This is a genomic window from Arthrobacter sp. GmRoot5-12, from assembly GCF_059739365.1.
Window position 1 is genome coordinate 2727150 of the sequence record NZ_AP046056.1, and the last position, 19221, is coordinate 2746370.

Annotated in this window: 17 protein-coding genes; 12 read left to right on the top strand and 5 right to left on the bottom strand. The window is 66.3% G+C overall.

The genetic code is table 11. The features are described from left to right. Positions 1-1281: an MFS transporter gene (locus AC6JAM_RS12470; RefSeq protein ID WP_497934786.1), complete on the top strand. Its 1281-nt coding sequence runs from the start codon at positions 1-3 to the stop codon at positions 1279-1281. On the opposite strand, the gene AC6JAM_RS12475 is transcribed toward AC6JAM_RS12470, so the two are convergent. Continuing rightward, positions 1268-4531: a family 78 glycoside hydrolase catalytic domain gene (locus AC6JAM_RS12475; protein ID WP_497934787.1), complete on the bottom strand. Its 3264-nt coding sequence runs from the start codon at positions 4529-4531 to the stop codon at positions 1268-1270. The two genes, AC6JAM_RS12470 and AC6JAM_RS12475, sit on opposite strands and share 14 nt — an antisense overlap. A gap of 5 nt (positions 4532-4536) precedes the next feature. Further along, positions 4537-5745 carry a Gfo/Idh/MocA family protein gene (locus AC6JAM_RS12480; RefSeq protein ID WP_134164119.1) on the bottom strand — a complete coding sequence of 403 codons (1209 nt, stop codon included), beginning with the start codon at positions 5743-5745 and terminating at the stop codon, positions 4537-4539. Positions 5746-5937: 192 nt separating this feature from the next. Between AC6JAM_RS12480 and AC6JAM_RS12485 the strand changes: the two genes are divergently transcribed. The 6 genes from AC6JAM_RS12485 to AC6JAM_RS12510 all read left to right on the top strand — a co-directional run bounded on the left by AC6JAM_RS12485 (position 5938) and on the right by AC6JAM_RS12510 (position 11555). Then, positions 5938-6660: a YesL family protein gene (locus AC6JAM_RS12485; RefSeq protein WP_223992630.1), complete on the top strand. Its 723-nt coding sequence runs from the start codon at positions 5938-5940 to the stop codon at positions 6658-6660. A 124-nt stretch (positions 6661-6784) separates the two neighbouring features. Next, entirely contained in the window at positions 6785-8314 is a 1530-nt protein-coding gene (locus tag AC6JAM_RS12490) for an extracellular solute-binding protein (RefSeq protein ID WP_497934788.1), read from the top strand. Further along, a complete protein-coding gene (locus AC6JAM_RS12495) occupies positions 8315-9289 on the top strand; it encodes an ABC transporter permease (RefSeq protein ID WP_018768916.1) in 975 nt (324 codons plus the stop codon). A gap of 2 nt (positions 9290-9291) precedes the next feature. Beyond that, positions 9292-10164 carry a carbohydrate ABC transporter permease gene (locus AC6JAM_RS12500; protein WP_018768915.1) on the top strand — a complete coding sequence of 291 codons (873 nt, stop codon included), beginning with the start codon at positions 9292-9294 and terminating at the stop codon, positions 10162-10164. 23 nt (positions 10165-10187) lie between these two features. After that, on the top strand, positions 10188-10883 hold the full coding sequence (locus AC6JAM_RS12505; RefSeq protein WP_018768914.1) for a rhamnogalacturonan acetylesterase: 696 nt from the start codon (positions 10188-10190) through the stop codon (positions 10881-10883). Continuing rightward, a complete protein-coding gene (locus tag AC6JAM_RS12510; protein WP_134164117.1) occupies positions 10884-11555 on the top strand; it encodes a DUF1961 family protein in 672 nt (223 codons plus the stop codon). It abuts the gene before it with no gap. Positions 11556-11649: 94 nt separating this feature from the next. Here the strand turns inward: AC6JAM_RS12510 and AC6JAM_RS12515 are convergent, their stop codons facing one another. Then, a complete protein-coding gene (locus tag AC6JAM_RS12515; RefSeq protein ID WP_223992628.1) occupies positions 11650-12213 on the bottom strand; it encodes an ABC transporter substrate-binding protein in 564 nt (187 codons plus the stop codon). Between the two features lie 197 nt (positions 12214-12410). Next, positions 12411-12593, bottom strand: coding sequence for a hypothetical protein (locus AC6JAM_RS12520; RefSeq protein WP_018768911.1), 183 nt, complete (start codon positions 12591-12593; stop codon positions 12411-12413). Here AC6JAM_RS12520 and AC6JAM_RS12525 point away from each other — a divergent pair. Then, positions 12528-12905: a DUF7793 family protein gene (locus tag AC6JAM_RS12525; protein ID WP_043424831.1), complete on the top strand. Its 378-nt coding sequence runs from the start codon at positions 12528-12530 to the stop codon at positions 12903-12905. The two genes, AC6JAM_RS12520 and AC6JAM_RS12525, sit on opposite strands and share 66 nt — an antisense overlap. A gap of 17 nt (positions 12906-12922) precedes the next feature. On the opposite strand, the gene AC6JAM_RS12530 is transcribed toward AC6JAM_RS12525, so the two are convergent. Then, positions 12923-13942 (bottom strand): LacI family DNA-binding transcriptional regulator, encoded by a 1020-nt coding sequence (locus AC6JAM_RS12530; protein ID WP_223992627.1) that lies wholly within the window; start codon positions 13940-13942, stop codon positions 12923-12925. 150 nt (positions 13943-14092) lie between these two features. Between AC6JAM_RS12530 and AC6JAM_RS12535 the strand changes: the two genes are divergently transcribed. From AC6JAM_RS12535 to AC6JAM_RS12550, 4 genes are all read left to right on the top strand, one after another. Further along, entirely contained in the window at positions 14093-14437 is a 345-nt protein-coding gene (locus tag AC6JAM_RS12535; protein WP_018768908.1) for an L-rhamnose mutarotase, read from the top strand. Between the two features lie 120 nt (positions 14438-14557). After that, positions 14558-15724, top strand: coding sequence for an L-rhamnose isomerase (rhaI, locus tag AC6JAM_RS12540; RefSeq protein ID WP_144601091.1), 1167 nt, complete (start codon positions 14558-14560; stop codon positions 15722-15724). A gap of 6 nt (positions 15725-15730) precedes the next feature. Further along, the gene (locus AC6JAM_RS12545) at positions 15731-17767 is read left to right on the top strand and encodes a bifunctional aldolase/short-chain dehydrogenase (RefSeq protein ID WP_497934790.1); all 2037 of its coding nucleotides are present in this window, start codon (positions 15731-15733) and stop codon (positions 17765-17767) included. Continuing rightward, positions 17764-19215 carry a rhamnulokinase gene (locus AC6JAM_RS12550; RefSeq protein WP_497934791.1) on the top strand — a complete coding sequence of 484 codons (1452 nt, stop codon included), beginning with the start codon at positions 17764-17766 and terminating at the stop codon, positions 19213-19215. Before AC6JAM_RS12545 ends, AC6JAM_RS12550 begins: the two co-directional genes overlap by 4 nt. The last annotated feature ends 6 nt before the right edge of the window (positions 19216-19221 follow it).

Consider the following 19221-nt stretch of genomic DNA (forward strand, 5'->3'; position numbering starts at 1 on the left):
GTGCCTTCCCGACGAACCCGTTCCGGACCCGCCGCCAGTCCCGGTACCACCCGGGCCCGCTGGTACCACCCCCTCAGCCAACACAATTACCGTCTGTTCCTGGCCATGCAGCTGGCCGGGAGCCTTGGCGTGTGGATGCAGCGGCTGGCGCAGGACTGGCTGGTGCTGCAGCTGACCGGAAGCCCCGCGGCGGTGGGGGCCGCCGTCGCCCTGCAGTTCCTGCCCATGCTGGTGGTGGGCCCGCTGGCCGGACTGGTGGTGGACCTCTTCCCCAAGCGCCGGATCATGATGGTGTGCCAGTCCGTCATCGTGCTTCTGGGCCTTGGGCTGGCGGCATGGGCGGCAAGCGGCACCCTGACCGTCTGGGTGGTCTACGGCAGCTGTATCGCCCTGGGCGTCACCGCCGCAGTGGACCAGCCCACCAGGCAGGTCTTCGTCAATGAAGTGGTGGGCGACGCCGCCCTGCGCTCGGCGATCGGACTCAACAACGCCCTGTCCCAACTGGGCGCCATGGCCGGGCCTGCGCTGGGCGGCATCGTGATTGCGCAGGCAGGACCGGCGGCCGCGTTCGCTTTGAATGCGTTGATCGGGGTTGTGGTGCTCGGCCTGATTGCCGGCATCCGGTTGCACGAACTGCACCCCGGCGCACCGGCCGAAAGGGGCCGGGGCCAGGTCCTTGCCGGCTTCCGGTATGTCCGGGAGAGGCCGCGCCTGCTGCTCCTTATTGTGTTGGCCGGGCTGCTGGGCGCCTTTGGCATGAACGGGCCGGTGGTCCTTGCCGCCTTTGCCGAGCGGGTGTGGCACAACGGGGTGGAAGGCTTTGGCCTGTTCAACACGGTCAGCGCCTTGGGCGCACTGGCAGGCGCACTCCTGGCGGCACGGCTGGGCAACATGGGCCGAAAGGGCATCGTGGCCGCGGCGGCCCTCTTCGGGTTGTCCCAGCTGGTGGCCGCGCTCATGCCCACCCTGGTGCTGTTCGTGGCGATGCAGCTGGTGGTGGGTGTGATGACGCTGCTGTTCCTGACCTCAGCCGCCACGGCCGTCCAGCTCGAAGCCGGTCCCGCTATCCGCGGCCGGGTGATGGCCCTGTATTTGCCGCTCCTGCTGGGCGGGCATGCCTGCGGCGGCCTCCTGGCCGGCTGGCTGACCGAGCAGTTCGGTGTCCGGGCCGGGCTGGTGGTCACCGGCTGCCTGGGCATGCTGTCCGCCGTGGTCATCGGCTTCCTGCTCTGGCGGCACGGGCGGCGCACCCGTCCTCCCGTGGCAACTACCGGGCCGTAAACGTCCAGGTGCCGGTGTGCACGCGGAATTCCCTGGCGGCGCCGGCCGCTGCGCGCAACGGGACGGAAGGTACGACGACGGCATCCGCGGAGGGCCCCTTCACCCCGTAGGCGCCGTCGGGCAGCCGGACGATTGCCGTGGTTCCGGGTGGAATGGTGCATTCCAGTTCCACCAGGCCGCCGCGCCGGTGCCAGCCGGCCTGAACGTATCCGTTGCCGGTAGGGACGCTGCCGCGGGCATGCTCCAGCCGGCAGAGCGGTGGTTCGACCACTACTTCGGTGCCGCCGGCCACGGCGTACCGGATGCCGAGCAGGTGCTCAAGGATCTCGTTGAGCACGGACGCGGACCAGGCATGCGACTGGCTGTAGTCGCTGCCGTCAACCAGGTCCCACGCCTCCCACGTGAAGGTGGCCCCGCGGTCCAGGAGCCGTGCCCAGCCGGGCTGCCCCTTGCCGGTGAGCAGGTCCAGCACGGCGTCAGTCATGCCCTGGTCCACCAGCGCGCGGACCAGCCGGTGGACCGTCATGGGTCCCTGCCGCATTCCGATTCCGGCAATCCGGGCGGCATCCGCAGCCCCATAGGCGGGGTCAGTGATGCCGAGCGACAGCGGGAAGGACGTGGCGTGCTGGGAAGCGTGGGAACTGGGTGTCCCGTCCTCGTGGAGCCCGTCCACCATCACCCCGCCAACGCGCAGCCGGCTGCGGATCGCGCCGGCCAGGGTGCGGGCCATGCCGGCATAGTGGGCCGCCGCGTCCTGTTCGTCGGCCGCGCCGCAGAGCCGGGCGGTGGACACCAGGGCCGAGTAGGCCTGGGCGTTGACGGTGGTTTTGGCCGCGCAGTCCATGTCGTAGCCGAACCGGCCGGGCGCCGGCCAGTCGACGATGCCGTGCAGGTAGGGTCCGGAGCCGCCGCCCAGCCTGGTGACCAGTCCCGCCGTCGGGCCCTCCGCCGGAATGTACCGGAGCGCATAGTCGGCCGTGTCGCGCAGGTGCGGCAGCAACTCCCGGACCAGGGCAAGGTCACCCGTGCGCAGGTGATACTCCTCCGCCCATTCCGGCAGCATCAGTGAAAAATCGGGGATGTCGCGCTTCCCGTCGCCGTTGGGATAGACAGCGTTGTAGCGCCCCTTCTCTTCCCCGTCATGCCAATAGCGGCAGGCTGACCAGGCGAACTCCCGGAGCGCCTGCGCCGTATAGGCGTGTTCGCCGAACAGCGCCATGGTGGCATAGGAAATGTTCGCGGCGTCGGCCAGGAACTGGCCTTTTTCCCGGGTGGGAGTGTCCACGAACTGTTCCTGGATGCCATGCAGCGCAGAATCGCGGAGCAGGCCGAACACCGCGTCCAGGGTTGGGTCCGAACTGCTGAAGCTGCCCTCGGCGGGGTGGCTGGCATGGACGGTAGCGGCGCCAACGCGTGAGACTTCCGCGGCATCCACGCCGGGAAGCTCCAGGTAACGGAAGCCCAGATGCACTGAGGCCCGGTACTGCTGGGGCCCGGAAGCCTGGGTGTAGGGGAAGGACATGTCGGTGTTCTGGCTGGCGGTCTTCCCGGCGTCCACCCTGCCATCGGGGCGCAGGACGTAGCCGGCCCGGAGCATCACGGTGCGCCCGGGCACCCCGTCCAGGAAGTTCACCTCCGGCCGCGCGGCGATGACCTGGCCAAAGTCGGCAACCATTGTGCCGTCGTCGGCCGTCAGGAACTGCCGTGGCGCCACGAACCCGCCGGCAAGGAAGGTCCTGCGGGGGTGCAGCCGGGGAAAGTCCGACGACGGGTGGCCGGCAATGGGGATGGCGGCCGGCAGGTCAAAAGCCGCGTCAAGGGACGCGGCTGCCTGTCCGTCGAGGTGCTCGACGGGATCGCCCTCGTCGTTGCGGTAGCCGGCCTGGCGGTACGGCGCCTCGCCGGCGGACCAGCCAGGGCCCGAGGCAAGGATTTCCCGGCGCCCGTCGTCGTAGTCCACGGTGAGCCGGACCAGGAGGCCGGGGATGCCGGCGGCGCGGCCTTGGCCCGGGCCGTACCAGTGAAGCAGGGCCGTCACCGGCACGGGCGTGTCCGTGGGGTGTCCGGCGAGGAGCTCCGTAAGGTCGGCGGCGTCGTAATAGCCCTCGCCGGGGTAGCCGAACGAGGTGGTGCTGAGGCAGTGCGTTCCTGCCACGGAGAACTGGGCGTGATGGTGGGCTGCGGCGTAGAGCCGGGCACGCCGCACGGTCCCGCCGAGTGTGAAGGTGGTCCGGAACAGGGTCCACTCATCCGGCTGGCGGTGAAGGGTGGTTCGGGGCCAGTGCGCCAGGCATGCCAGGGCCTGGTCAGCGTCCGTGTCGAAACGGTGGTCCAGCAGCAGGTTTTCGCGTCCGCCGGCAGTCCCGGCGACGCGCAGGGAGGCGTACTCGGCCTGGCTCCGCGGGCCCTGGTGCAGCGCAAGCATGGCTGCGCCGCCTTCGTCAACAGGGACGTCAACCGCCAGCAGTTCGGCGCCGTCCACGGCGACGCGGATGATCCGGCCATCATCGCTGACCGCAAGGTTCCGCCAGGCGCCGGACGCCGCGTTGGTGGCCTGGGCGCTGGCTATTAATTCCGTCTCCGGAGCCGCGGGGGAGGGGATCTCCCATGCAGGGGCGTGGCGGAGCACCACTTCCCCCGTGGCGCCCAGTTCCAGCAGCAGGCCGGTGCCGGGGCCGCTGCTGCGCAGGAGCAGGCCGGCCCGGCCCATCACGGGGCGTACTCGGGCGTCAATCCGGAAGCTGGGCAGCGCAGGGCAGGGAACAGGGAGGAAGGGGGAACCTGCCACCCGGAGTGCGTGGTCGAGCACTTCCAGCGGGGCCCGTCCACCCGGGGCCCGTCCCATCCAGCCGGCCCGCCACGAACTGTCCGTGAGGCCGGTGCTGAAGGGCTGGAGGGCGGACCAGGGACCGGGGACACCGGTGGCGTCCCGGATGCGCACGCGCCAGGCGTAGTCGCTGTCCTCGTCAAGGCGGGAACCGCCGTACGGAACGCCACGCTGGGAGGAGGCCGGCACCTGCCCCGAGTTCCACAGCACGGCGCCCGGGGCATCCTGGACCTCAAGCTCGTAGCCGGTCTGCCGCGCAAGGGCGGGGTCGCCGTCGTCGTCCTGCCCCAGCTGCCAGCTGAACTGAGGTGACAGTGCGGCGGTCAGGCACGAGGCAAGCCCGTCCGTCAGGAGGTTGATGGCGTGGAGCTGCCCTGCGTCTTCCGAAATCGCTGCGGCCTCGCGGTCTGGGGCTTCCTCCACGCCCCTCATGAGGCCGGGATTTCGAAGGAAGTTGGTTTGGCGGCAGCCCAGGGGAGGCCAAGCTCACTGAACGTGGCATGCTGCCGGCCCGCGCGCTCCAGGGCGTCCTCGATGCCAACCACCACGGCATGGGCTGCATCGCCTTCGCCTTCCCACCGGACATGCGCTGGATCGATGGGAACGGGACGCGGTGCTGTCCTGACGGCCTCAAGCACCAGCATGAACGCCCCGCTGTCCAGCAGGCTGCTGATCAGCGGAACGCCGTGGGCCCGGTGGGCCAGGAGGTTCTCCGTCAGGTCGTCGCGGCCGTAGGTCTCCTCCGTGCGCCCGGACGCCGTCTCGATGGTGAGCCGGTCCTCGGTGTAGTGGAACACCGCACTGCCGGCCGAGCCCTGAAGGGTGACATAGGGCTCCACGGATTCCGACGCGCAGATGGTCAGGGCGCAGGTGATCGGCAGGCCCGTAGCGGTGCGGATCCGGATCACGGACGTGTCATCCGACTCGATGTCGTTGGCACGGTACAGGTCGGTCTCCACGGAAGCGAGGTCCGCGGTGGTGCGCGCCCCGGCAATCCGCAGCGCGGTTGCCACGGCGTGCGCAAGTGGATTGGTGGCAACACCATCCACCACGTCCACCCCATTGATGCTCCGTTTTCCCGCCCAGCGGGAGCGCTTGAAGTAGGCCTTGTCCCGCACCCAGCGGCCGGTGGCGGAGATGCCTTCCAGGGTTCCGATGGTTCCGGCGGCAACCAGTTCTTCGATGGCTTTCAGGGCGTGCGAGCCGAGGCTTTGAAAGCCGATTTGTACCTCCCGGCGCGGTTGCGATGCCGCCGAACACAGCCGGTTGAAGTCCACGAGGGAGGCCACGGGAGGCTTCTCCAGGTACAGCTCAGCGTCCGTTGAGAGGGCGGCCAGGGCCAGCGGGGCATGGGTCTGGATGGGCGTAGCCACAATGATCAGGTCCAGGTCCCGGGTCGCCTCGAGGAGGTCATCGAGCCCCTGGTAAACAGCGGCCGACGGCGGGACGGCGCCGGGTGCCGGCGGCTGCGGGTCCGCCACGGCCACCAGTTCAACGCTCCCGGCCGCCTGGAGGCGTTCGAGGTTCCGAAGGTGATGGGTGCCAAAGCCGTGCACCCCCACCAGGGCAATCCTTGCCGCAGCAGGTGCGGCGACTGTCCCGGCGCCGCCGCCGGCGGCTTCCGTTGCTGTTCCCAATGGTTCTCCGTTCTGCCCGGGCACCGGCCTGCGGGTACCAGCATCGAGGTGCGCAGCAGTCCAGCAAGCGCTTTCCACCTTTTAGTGTGCGGTATGCAGGCGTCCCCCGTCCAGCTATGTAACGATTCAAAATTCCGCTTGACCCGGGTGTGGAGGGAGGGCTAGATTTTCGAGGAACCGATTACTGGCGTGATGCGGACCACTTTCCGCTTCGCCTCTGCAACGATGGAGAAGGGGGATTGCGGCATGCTGTCCGGAACCTTGAGTGCGCGCGCCTACTCATTTTTTGACACGCTCGTATGGATAGCCTGCCTCAATCTGCTGTGGATCGCCTTCACCGTTCTGGGTCTGGGGGTCTTCGGTGCTGGACCGGCTACTGCCGCCGCCCAGATTGCGGTGCGCAAGCGGGCCGCTGGGGACGCCGCTCCTCTGCTGCGTGGCTTCACCGCCGCATACTTCCGGAGCTTCCCCAGGGCGAACATGCTTTCACTCCCGGTCATGGCCATCGCAGCGGCGCTTGTCCTGAACTGGAACTACTTCTCCCGGGGCGCAGGCCTCTTTTCGCAGCTCATGGCGGCCGGCATTTTCGTTGCGGCGATCTTCGTGGCCGGTGCCGCCTGCTACGTGTTCCCCATGTATGCGCGGTATGAGCTCCCAATGGCGCAGTACCTGCTGGTGTCCTCCCGGTTTGCGGTGCGGCACCTGGCGGGAACGGTGATCCTGCTCTTTGTTTCGGCCGCGGTGGTTTATGCCAGCGGCAGCCTTCCGGGCCTGATCCCGTTCTTCAGTATCGGCGTCTGGCTCTACCTCACCGGCTGGTTGTGTGACCGCTTCTTCACCGCCAATGACGCGGCCGTAGCAGCTGTGGCGGAACCAGCCGTCCCGCCAGCCCTCCAGCAGGCCTCGACTGCCTGACTTCCCCCGGGCAGCCGGCCGCTTGCATTGATGTGGCCCAGACCTGCCCGGACACGTGACTGAAACGTATCAACAAGGGGCGGAACAACCCCCAAGTACCCCAACGAAGTGGAAAAGGAAGAATATGATCCGCAGGAAACTTTCCCTGGCCGCCGCCGTCGTCACCGCCACGGCACTGAGTCTCACGGCCTGCAGCGGGAGCAACACTCCCGCTGCGGACCTCACCTCGGTCTCCATCATGGCCCCGTTCCTGGAGGCGCAGCCGCCAGCAGCGGACGGCGCGGTCCAGAAGAAGCTGGAAGAACTGACCGGCAAACAGGTCAAGATCAACTGGGCCCCCAACGCCTCCTATGAGGACAAGACCAACATCACGCTGGCCGGATCCGACATCCCGCAGGTCATGGTGATCCAGGGCAAGACACCCGGCTTTGTGAAGAACGCCCAGGCCGGCGCCTTCTGGGACCTCACGGACAAGCTGGACAAGTACCCCAACCTCAAGACAACTCTTCCGGACATCCAGAAGAACGCCAGCGTCAACGGCAAGGTCTTTGGGGTATTCCGGGGCCGCGCCCCCATGCGTACGGCCGTCATGTTCCGGCAGGACTGGCTGGACAAGCTGGGTCTCCAGCCGCCCAAGACCGTGGAGGACCTGTACAAGGTGGCCAAGGCCTTCACCGAACAGGACCCGGACGGCAACGGCCAGAACGACACCTACGGCATCACCATCCCTAAGTGGGGTGCGCTGGGCACCAACAGCCCCTACGACGTGATTGAGGAGTGGTACGGCGCGGGGAACCGCTGGACGGAGCGGGACGGGAAACTCATCCCCAGCTTCGAAACGGACGAATTCCTCGAGGCGGACCGGTTCATCAAGAAGATGGTGGACGAAAAACTCATCAACCCGGACTTCGCCACCTTTGACAGCACCAAGTGGAACGAACCGTTCTTCAACGGAAAGGGCGGCATCATTGTCGACGTCGATTCCCGGGTGAGCGTGCTGATCAACCTGTTCAAGCAGGCAGACCCCAACAACTTCCAGAACAAGGTGGGCTTCGTGGGCAACCTCGAAGGACCCGACGGCGAACTGCACGCGCACCCCACCGACGGCTACTCAGGATTCCTGGCCATTCCCAAGGCCAGTGTCAAGAGCGAGGCCGAGCTGGGCAAGGTCCTGCAGTTCCTGAACACCATGAACGGCAAGGACGTGGCCGTCCTGCTGAACAACGGCATCGAAGGCGTGAACTTCACGGTGGAGGACGGCAAAGCGGCCACCATCAAGCCCGAGACCGCTGAGGGCAAGGCTGTGACCACCGATATCAAGAGCTACGCGCAGCTTGGCATGAATGTGGCGGGCAACCAGTTCTACCCGGTCAAGCAGCCCACCGACTACGAGCAGCAGGTGTTCGACAAGCGCACCGAAGTGATGGAGGAAGACTTGAAGAGCGCCGTCTACAACCCGGCCGCCCCCTACGTCTCAGAAACCTACGTTGCCAAGGGTGCGCAGCTGGACAACATTGTGGCCGATGCGCGCATCAAGTACCTCGCCGGCCAGATCGATGAGCAGGGCCTCAAGGACGCCATCAAGCTGTGGGGCACCAGCGGCGGCAACAAGGTCAAGGAAGAGATCAACAAGCTGTGGCAGGACAACAAGTAAATGGCAGCCCCTGTCATTGACACCCTCGCCGGGGAGCAGACGCGCGGGAATGCCACCGCTCCCCGGACCGGGGGCAGGTTCTCTGTCCATTTCGCCCACTACAAGTGGCTGTACCTGCTGCTCCTGCCCGGTGTGGTGTACTTCGCGGTGTTCCGCTACGCCCCCATGTACGGGGTGTCCATCGCGTTCAAGGATTACGTCCCGTTCCTTGGCGTGAACGGCAGCCCCTGGGTGGGGTTCCGGAACTTCGAGGACTTCTTCGCGAACCCCGACTTTCCCCGGCTGCTGGGCAACACCCTGATCCTGGCCTTCCTGAACCTGGGCGTGGCCTTTCCGCTGACCATCATCCTGGCGCTGCTGCTCAACGAGGTCCGGCTGTCCATCCTGAAGCGTACGGTCCAGACGCTGGTGTATATCCCGCACTTCCTGTCCTGGACCATCGTGGCATCGCTGAGCTTCCTGCTGTTCGCGTTGGATATTGGCCCGCTGTTCCAGCTCCTGAACAACGTCCTGGGCACCCACATTGATTTCCTGTCCGACCCCGCGTGGTTCCGGCCCCTGATCGTGCTGCAGGAAATCTGGAAAAACACGGGCTGGGGGACCATCATCTTCCTGGCGGCTCTGTCCACCGTGGACCAGGACCAGTATGAGGCGGCGATCATCGACGGCGCCGGCCGGTTTCGGCGGGTCTGGCACATCACCCTTCCCGCGATCCGTTCCACGATCATCGTGATGCTGATCCTGGCCATCGGGCAGATGCTCAACACGGGCTTCGAGCAGATCTACCTGATGACCAATGCCCTGAACCGGGAAGTGGCGGATGTCTTTGACACCTACGTCTACTTCGTGGGCATCACCCAGGGTGCCTACAGCTACTCCACCGCGGTGGGCCTGTTCAAATCCCTGGTGGGCATTTTGCTGATCTTCGGCACCAACGCCCTGGCCAAGCGATTCAACCAGAGCGGACTGTTCTAGCCATGAAAATCCACAACACCCGCGGCGGCCGCGTCTTCGATGCCGTCAACTACGTCTTCCTGTCCCTGATCGGCATCATCACGCTGTTGCCGTTCGTCTACGTCTTCGCCGGGTCCTTCGCCAACGAAGCCGAGATCACCCGCCGGGCCTTTTTCGTGTGGCCGGAGCAGTTCACCCTGGGCTCCTACGAATACATCTTTGCCACCCCGGCGTTCATCCGCGCTCTGGTGACCACCATCCTGGTCACCGCGGTGGGCACCCTGGTCCAGCTGGCCTTCACCGTGACCATGGCCTACCCGCTGGCCAAGAAAACCCTCCGCGGCAGGAACGTCATCCTGTCCCTGGTGGTTTTCGCAATGGTCTTCTCCGGCGGCATGATCCCTACCTTCCTGCTGGTCAAGGACCTGGGCCTGCTCAACACCTACTGGGCCCTGATCCTGCCCGCGGCCATCAACCCGTTCAGCCTGATCATTATCAAGAACTTCTTCCAGGAACTCCCCGCGGAGCTTGAGGAATCAGCCAAGATGGACGGCGCCACCGAGATTGGGATTCTCTGGCGGATCCTGCTGCCGCTGTCCAAACCGGTCCTGGCAACGTTCGCGCTGTTCTACGCCGTGGGCATCTGGAATGACTTCATGTCGCCCCTGCTCTACCTCAGCGACAACTCCAAGTGGACGCTCCAGATGTACCTCCGCCAGGTCACCGCCGCCTCGGACCTGCTGGGAACCGGCAACGTGGACCCCAACTACATTCCGCCGGAACAGGGCATCAAGTTCGCCGTGATCGTCGTGGCTACTTTGCCCATCCTTATTTTCTATCCGTTCCTGCAAAAGCACTTCGCCAAGGGCATGCTCATCGGTTCCGTGAAAGGCTGATCCGCCCGTTGAGGAAAGACACCATGAAGATCCTGCTGGCCGGAGATTCCACCGTGGCCAACTGTCCCACCCATGAGTTCCCCATGAGCGGCTGGGGTGCACACCTGCCTCCGCTCACGTACAGGTGGGGAGCGGTCCACAACTTCGCCAAGGGCGGGGCCAGCACGGAGTCCTTCCGCGATGACGGGCTGTGGGCGGCGCTGCTGGCGGAGGCCGGTGAAGGCGACGCGGTGCTCATCCAGTTCGGCCACAACGACCAGAAGAAGCAGCACCTGGCCGCCCGGACCGGCTACGCGGCCAACCTGCGCGCCATGGTGGGGGAGGTCCGGGACCGGGGCGCGGCTGCGGTGCTGTGCACCTCCGTGGAGCGGCGGCACTTCCTGGACGCGCCGTCGTCGGACGCTGTCCTGGCGGAAAGCCTGGAGGACTATCCGGAGGTGGTCCGCGAACTCGGCCTGGAGCTGGCGGTCCCCGTCGTGGACCTGAATGCCTGGACCCGGCGCCTGTACCGCCGGCTGGGGCCGGACAGATCCCGGGAGCTCTTTTGCCACTTCGGGCCCGGGGAGCACGCACATTGGCCTGCCGGCCTGGCGGACAACACCCATTTTTCCCAGTCCGGGGCTGCGTTGGTGGCGGGGGAAGTGGCCCGGCAGCTTGGTTCGCTGGGATACGGCGCGGCCGGCACCAAAGAGTTAAGTACGACGGCGGGACGCGGCTAGGTGGGCACGACGGGCTTGGAGACGGGCATCCTCTACAGCAACCCGCTGGCAGGACCGGATGACGTGGCCGGTTGGGTGGCGGAAGGGCCGCTGCGGATGGGGAGCCATGAAGGAGCCCTGGAGCTGTCCGGCGCACTGGACGACCAGGAGTTCGGCGACCACGCGCATTGGACGGTCTGGTGCCCCCGGGACTTCCCGGACGGCATCCGCATCAGCTGGGACTTCCGGCCGCTCGCGGAGCCCGGCTTGGCCATGCTGTTCCTTGCAGCCACAGGACAGGCCGGGCTGGACCTGTTCAGCCCGGCCCTTGCGCCCCGGACGGGCTTCTATCCCCAGTACCACTCCGGCGACATCAACACCCTGCACGTCTCCTACTTCCGGCACAAGCACCCGTCCGAGCGTGCCTTCCGTACCTGCAACCTGCGCAAGAGCGCGGGATTTGAGCTGGTGGCGCAGGGTGCGGACCCGTTGCCGCCCGCGGAGGATGCCGCCGGCTTCTACCGGCTGGAGGTGGTGAAGGACGGGCCCCGGGTGGCATTCTCCATCAACGGCCTGCTCCTCTTTGAGTGGGACGATCCCTCGGGAAGGGTGCTTGGCGGCGGCCGGATCGGGTTCCGGCAGATGGCTCCGCTCCGGGCTGCCTACCGGAACCTGGTGGTGGAGAGGCTTTAGGGACAGCGCAAAACTTGGGGGGACAGCGCAAAAGCGGACGGCCTCGAAGGGCCGCCCGCTCCTGGCAATACCTGGTTGTTGGAGTGCTGGCAGACTACAGTCCCAGGACCCGGTTGAGCAGGTTGGCCAGGCCGCTCAGGCCGGTCCCGCCGTCCAGGAGTCCGGTGATGGCGCACAGGAGGTTGCCCACCAGCTTGCCTGCGCCGGACTGCGCCACGATGTCCAATACCACCTGGTTCAGGTCGACGTTGAGTCCCAGGACATCGAGGTGAAGCGGGCCGAGGACAAGGTTCACCACGTCGCAGCCGCCACCGCCGCCGCCGGCCATGGTGGTGGGTGCAGCAGCGGCGGTTGTGGTTACCGTCTGGCTCACCTGGGTGGCCTTGCCGGCGAGGTCGGTGAAGGTGCCCTGCACCAGGCCGGTCACCATGAGCTGGCCGTCCTGGGCATCGAAGCCGGTGGGAGTGAAGGAGCCCGCAAAGCTGCCTACGCCCTCGATGGTCTGGTTGATGGTGCCCGTAACGCCGGCAACCTTTGATGACTGGGAGGCGGCAGAAGGAGCCGCGGGTGCTGCTGCCGTGGCCGGGCCTGCCATGCCAAAGAGCATGGCGCCGGAGAGGGCGAGAGCGGTGATTGAAGCTGAGACCTTGGTTCGCATTTTCGGTAAATCCTTTCAGCGCCGGGTGGCGGCGCAATGAATCCTCCGAGGCTCCGCCCCCATGGAGAACCCCGGCGGAACTGTTTATTTCAAATGCAGTTCATTTCAAATGCAGCCTCGACGGGCCGCGACACGTGGCGTTTGACTGGTGATCCAGGCCACGGGCACGTCGACCAACCTATTAGTAAGCATGCTGATCAGTCAAGCCCGTCGGAGGGCAGGCCCGTGGTCCGGGGAGTGGCGCGCGCCTGGCTGTCCATGCGTGGGGCAAGATAGAGGGGTTCAGCAACTGCCCACTGGAGGGAGGCGGCGTCATGGAGCCCGTAACGGTCGACGGTGGCAAGGGCACCGTGGAATTGCGCACCGATGGCATCATCCATCTCATTTGGGAACCTCGTGTCCGGATAGAACTCCAGGATGCGCAGGCGGCCATGGCGACGGTGAACCGGATAGCCGGGGATGGCAGCTACCCCATGCTGGTGGATATGGCCACCACGGAGGCCGTCAGCAGGGATGCGCGGTCGGTCTTCTCCATTCCATGTGCGGCCAACCGCATCGCGCTGCTCGGGGCAAGTCCGGTGGACCGGATCATCGCCAACTTCTTCCTGGGAGTCCATATTCCACCCTGCCCCACCCGCTTTTTCACTTCGCGGGATGAGTCCATGAAGTGGCTGCAGCAGGGCGGAAACTAGCCTGGCCGGTGGGGTTGTCAGCCGGCGGTCGGTGCCGTGCTCTGCCGGATGACAAGCTCAGGCGTGAAGACCACTGACCGGTGGACGGGGTTCTGGGACTCCACTTCCTCGGCCAGCAGCTCGATGGCTGTCCGGCCCAGCAGCTCGGTGGGCTGGCGGATGGAGGAGAGCGGCACCACGGCGGAGACGGCAAAATCGATGTCGTCGTAGCCGATCAAGGCTACGTCCTCAGGAATGCGGAACGTATGCGTCATGGTCAGTGACTGCATGACACCCAGGGCCAGAAGATCGTTGGCGCAGAAGATCCCGTCCGGCAGGTCCGCCCGGCCGCGCTGCACCAGCATGTCGCCCACGCTGCGTCCCGCAAGGACCGTCTGCCCCTTTGAATCCAGCACCTCCAGCGTGGCGTCCGGTTCCTCTTTCACGGCCCGCCGGGCACCCTGGAGGCGGTCCGCCACCTGCCGGATGGAGGTGGGGCCGCCAACGAAGGCGAGCCGGCGGCGGCCGGTGTCCAGCAGGTGCCGGGCTGCGAGGTACCCGCCGGCGTCGTCATCCACTGCGACTGAACTGAACTTTGATTCGTCAGCCAGCCGGTCCACCAGTACCGTGGGCACCCCGCGCTCGCGGAGGAGGTCCAGCCGCTCCGTGATGTCCCCCACCGGCGAAATCAACAGGCCCTGGACACGCTGCTCCTGGAAGAGGTCGATGTAATTGGCCTCCCGGCCGGCGTTGTGGCCGCTGTCGCCCAGCAGGACGGCGCTTCCCTGCAGTGCGGCAGCGTCCTCGGCGGCGCGGACCACGGAGGTGAAGAAGGGGTTGCCGACGTCCAGGACAATGAGTCCGATGGTGCGGCTGTGGCCCGCGCGGAGTTGCCGGGCGGCGTCGTTTCGGACAAAGCCAAGTTCATCGATGGCGCGCAGGACCCGTTCCTTGGTCCGTGCCGACACCCGGTCCGGATAATTCAGGACGTTCGACACCGTCCCCACGGCCACGCTTGCATGGTTGGCCACGTCCTTGATACTGGCTGTGCGGTTCATCGATTCTCCGTGCTGACTTGCCCGCTGCAGGAGGTTCCGTGCGGGAGATCAAAAGTTCCTGTCATTGCTTGACAGCTGCTCAAGTCCAAGAGTACTTTGAATCGTATTAATGAAACGATTCAAAGATCAACGTTTGAAAAAGGAGTCCCAATGAGGGTGTGCTTCCGTTCCTCGGTGCAGCCGGCGCTGATCGATGAATACCGTCGCCGGCACGCCGCGGTGTGGCCGGAGATGCTGCATGCGCTCAAGGAAGCGGGATGGCATAACTACTCCCTCTTCCTGGCGGAGGACGGCCTCCTGGTGGGCTACGTGGAGTGCGACGACTTTGACGCCGTCCGCGCCCGCATGGCCCTGACCGAAGTCAACGCCCGTTGGCAGGCGGAAATGGCAACCCTCTTTGCAGATTCCGGCCAGGCGCCCGACGAAGGGTTCCAGGTCCTGGAAGAAGTTTTCAACCTTGACAGCCAGTTGGCCGCACAGCCCTCGGCGGGCTGACGGGCTGAAGCAGGCAGCCCGCCGTCGAATCCGTCGGGCACCACCACCAGCACGGCTCCAGCAGCGGGGCACCCATCCACAACGCATCAGACAGACGCTCAGACACCGGAAAGAACCATCATGAATGACGTAGCAAAGGCGCTGGGCAGGCTCGGGGAGCTTGCCATCGAGGTCCCATCGTGGGCTTATGGAAATTCAGGCACGCGGTTCAAGGTGTTTGGCACACCCGGTACGCCGCGGACGGTCCAGGAAAAGCTGGCCGACGCCGCGAAGGTCCACGAGTTGACCGGGCTGGCTCCCACCGTGGCCCTGCATATCCCGTGGGACAAGGTGGACGACTACTCCGCACTGAAGGATTACGCCGCCGGACTGGGGGTGGGGCTGGGCACCATCAACTCCAACACCTTTCAGGATGATGAGTACAAATTCGGTTCACTGACCTCCTCCAACGAGTCGGTCCGCCGCCGGGCCATTGACCACCACCTGGACTGCATCGACATCATGCACGCCACGGGTTCGAAGGACTTGAAGATCTGGCTGGCGGACGGCACCAACTACCCGGGCCAGGACGACATGCGCGGCCGCCAGGACCGGCTGGCCGAGTCCCTGCAGGAAATCTACGCGGCCCTGGGGGATGGGCAGCGGCTGGTACTGGAGTACAAGTTCTTTGAGCCGGCTTTCTACCACACCGATGTTCCGGACTGGGGCACTTCCTACGCCCAGACCCTGGCCCTGGGTGAGAAGGCGTTTGTCTGCCTCGACACCGGCCACCACGCGCCGGGCACCAACATCGAGTTCATCGTGATGCAGCTGCTGCGCCTGGGCAAGCTGGGTTCCTTCGACTTCAACTCGCGCTTCTATGCCGACGACGACCTGATCGTGGGTGCTGCGGACCCGTTCCAGCTCTTCCGCATCATGTGCGAGGTGATCCGCGGTGGCGGCTTCGGCAAGGATTCCGGTGTGGCCCTCATGCTGGACCAGTGCCACAACCTGGAGGAGAAGATTCCTGGCCAGATCCGTTCCGTCCTGAACGTCCAGGAAATGACCGCCCGCGCCCTGCTGGTGGACACCGCGGCGCTGGCCGAGGCGCAGCGCGCCGGCGATGTGCTGGCCGCCAACGGCATCTTCAACGATGCGTTCTACACCGACGTCCGCCCGGTCCTTGCCGAGTGGCGTGAATCCCGCGGCCTGCCCGCGGACCCGATCGCTGCCTTCAAGGCCAGCGGCTACCAGAAACAGATCAACGAGGACCGCCTTGGCGGCCAGCAAGCCGGATGGGGCGCATAACCAGCCATGAGCAACAAGACTGTTGAAGACCTGATTTCCCGTTCCAACCGCCTGGGTGCGGACAAACGGAACACCAACTTCGCCGGTGGCAACACCTCCGCCAAGGGCACGGAGAAGGACCCGGTCACGGGCGAGGATGTACAGCTTTTGTGGGTCAAGGGTTCCGGTGGTGACCTGGGCACGCTGAAGGCACAGAACCTGGCGGTGCTCCGGTTGGACCGGTTGACCGCCCTGAAGAACGTGTACCCGGGTGTTGAGCGTGAAGACGAGATGGTGGCGGCTTTCGATTATTGCCTGCACGGCAAGGGCGGCGCCGCTCCGTCGATCGATACGGCGATGCATGGTTTGGTGGACGCCGCGCATGTGGATCACCTGCACCCGGACTCCGGCATCGCCATTGCCACCGCCGTTGACGGGGAAGCACTGACCACCAAGATCTTCGGCAACAAGGTGGTCTGGGTTCCCTGGCGCCGTCCCGGATTCCAGCTGGGCTTGGACATCGCCGCCATCAAGGACGCCAACCCGCAGGCCATCGGCACCATCCTGGGCGGCCACGGCATCACCGCCTGGGGCGCTACCAGCGAAGAAGCGGAAGCCAATTCCCTGTGGATCATCGAACAGGCCGAAAAGTACATCGCAGAGAACGGCACGGCCGAGCCCTTCGGCTCCAAGCTGCCCGGATATGCAGCCTTGCCGGAAGCTGAGCGCCGCGCCAAGGCCGCAGCCCTGGCACCTGTGATCCGCGGCCTGGCCTCCACGGACAAGCCGCAGCTGGGGCACTTCAGTGACGACGCCGTCGTCCTGGACTTCCTCGAAGCCGCCGAGCACCCGCGCCTGGGCACCCTGGGCACCTCCTGCCCGGACCACTTCCTGCGCACCAAGGTCAAGCCGCTGATCCTGGACCTTCCGGCCGACGCCTCCATTGAGGATTCGATTGCCCGGCTGCAGGAGCTCCACGCCGGCTACCGCGAGGACTACCAGGCCTACTACGACCGCCACGCGGATGCCGATTCGCCGGCGCTGCGCGGCGCCGACCCGGCCATCGTGCTCGTGCCCGGCGTGGGGATGTTCTCCTTCGGTGCCAACAAACAGACCGCCCGGGTTGCCGGCGAGTTCTACATCAATGCCATCAACGTCATGCGCGGCGCCGAGGCCATCTCCACCTACGCACCCATCGGGGAATCCGAGAAGTTCCGGATCGAATACTGGGCGCTGGAGGAAGCCAAGCTGGCCCGGATGCCCAAGCCCAAGTCGCACGCCACCCGCATTGCGCTGGTGACCGGCGCGGCATCCGGGATCGGCAAGGCCATCGCCACGCGCCTCGCCGCGGAAGGCGCGTGCGTGGTCATCGCCGACCTGAACCTGGAGAACGCGCAGAAGGTCGCTGAGGAACTCGGCGGCCCGGATGTCGCGGTCGGCGTCCAGGCCGACGTCACCGACGAAGCCCAGGTCGCCGCGGCGATCGACGCCGCCGTGCTGGCCTTCGGCGGCGTGGACCTGGTAGTCAACAACGCCGGACTGTCCATCTCCAAGCCGCTGCTGGAAACCACCGAAAAAGACTGGGACCTGCAGCACAACGTCATGGCCAAGGGCTCCTTCCTGGTGGCCAAGGCCGCCGCCAGGGTGATGATCGCCCAGGGCCTGGGCGGGGACATCATCTACATCTCCTCCAAGAACTCCGTGTTCGCCGGCCCCAACAACATCGCCTACTCCGCCACCAAAGCAGACCAGGCCCACCAGGTCCGGCTCCTCGCGGCCGAACTGGGGGAGCACGGCATCCGCGTCAACGGCATCAACCCCGACGGCGTGGTCCGCGGCTCCGGCATCTTCGCCGGCGGCTGGGGCGCCAAGCGCGCAGCGGTCTATGGCGTTGACGAGGAGAAACTGGGCGAATACTACGCCCAGCGCACACTGCTCAAACGTGAAGTCCTGCCCGAGCACGTAGCCAACGCGGCCGCCGTCCTCACCAGCAACGAACTGTCCCACACCACCGGCCTGCACATCCCCGTGGACGCCGGAGTAGCCGCAGCCTTCCTCCGATGAGTGCGGCTGTGTTTGCCGCCGTCGACATCGGTGCCTCCTCCGGGCGGCTCATGCTGGGCCGGGTCTCCCCGGACTCGGGGGTATCGCTGGAGACCGTCCACCGGTTCCCCAACGGTGTAGTGGAGCTCGACGGCGGCCTGCGCTGGGACTTCGACGCCCTGTTCGCGGAGGTCCTTGCGGGCCTCCGCGCCGCGGCTACGGCGGCGGCGGCGCAGGGCGAAACAATTGCCAGCATCGGCATCGACACGTGGGCCGTGGATTACGGCCTGGTGAACAAGGCCGGCGAGCTGGTGGCACAGCCCTTCAGCTACCGCGATGACCGGAGCAGGGCCGCCGTCGCGCCGGTGCACGCCAAGCTGGACCCTGCACGGCTCTACCGGACCACCGGGCTGCAGTTCCTCCAGTTCAACACCATCTACCAGCTGGCCGCCGAGCGTAACCTGGCCGGGCTGAAGGCCCTGTTGATCCCGGACCTGATCGCGTTCCTGCTCACCGGGGTGCGCCGGACCGAGGCCACCAACGCCTCCACCACAGGGCTGTTCGATGCCGTCGCGGGGGAGTGGGCCACCGATTTCTTCACCGCGCTCGGGCTGCGGAAGGACCTGTTCCCGCCGCTGATCCAGCCCGGGGAAGCCTACGGGTACCTCCTGCCGGACATCGCCGCGGCCCTGGGACTGCCGCGTGAAACCACGGTGGTGGCGGTAGGTTCGCACGACACTGCGTCCGCCGTCGCCGCAGTCCCAGCGCAGGGCGAAAACTTTGCCTACATCTCCTCCGGCACCTGGTCCCTGGTGGGGCTGGAGCTGCAGCAGCCCGTCCTGACCGAGGCCAGCCGGGAAGCGAACTTCACCAACGAACGCGGCGTGGACGGCACCATCCGCTACCTGCGCAACGTGGGCGGACTCTGGCTCCTGAGCGAGTGCCAGCGGACCTGGGCGGGCGAGGGTTTCCAGCCTGACCTGGCCGCGCTGCTCTCCGCTGCCGCAGCCCTGCCTGCCGGCGGTCCCCAGGTCAACGCCGACGACCCCTACTTCATCGCCCCGGGCGATATGCCCGAGCGCATCCGGGCAGCAGTCCGGCGAACCGGGGACGTCCTGCCCAACGAGCCTGCGGCGATCACCCGCTGCATCATGGACAGCCTCGCAGCTGCTTATGCCAGGACCATCACCACGGCCGAACGCCTGGCAGGCCGTGAGGTGGACGTGGTGCACGTGGTGGGCGGCGGCTCGCAGAACACCCTGCTCTGCCAGCTCACCGCCAACGCCACCGGCCGCCCGGTCATCGCCGGTCCGGTCGAAGCCACCGCCCTGGGAAACGTGCTCATCCAGGCCCGCGCCGCCGGGGCTGCCACCGGGGGCCTGCCACTCCTGCGCGGAATCATCGCCGCCGGAACGGACCTTCGACGGTACGAACCCCAGGAGCTGACACTGAACGCCGCCAGGAATTGAACTCCT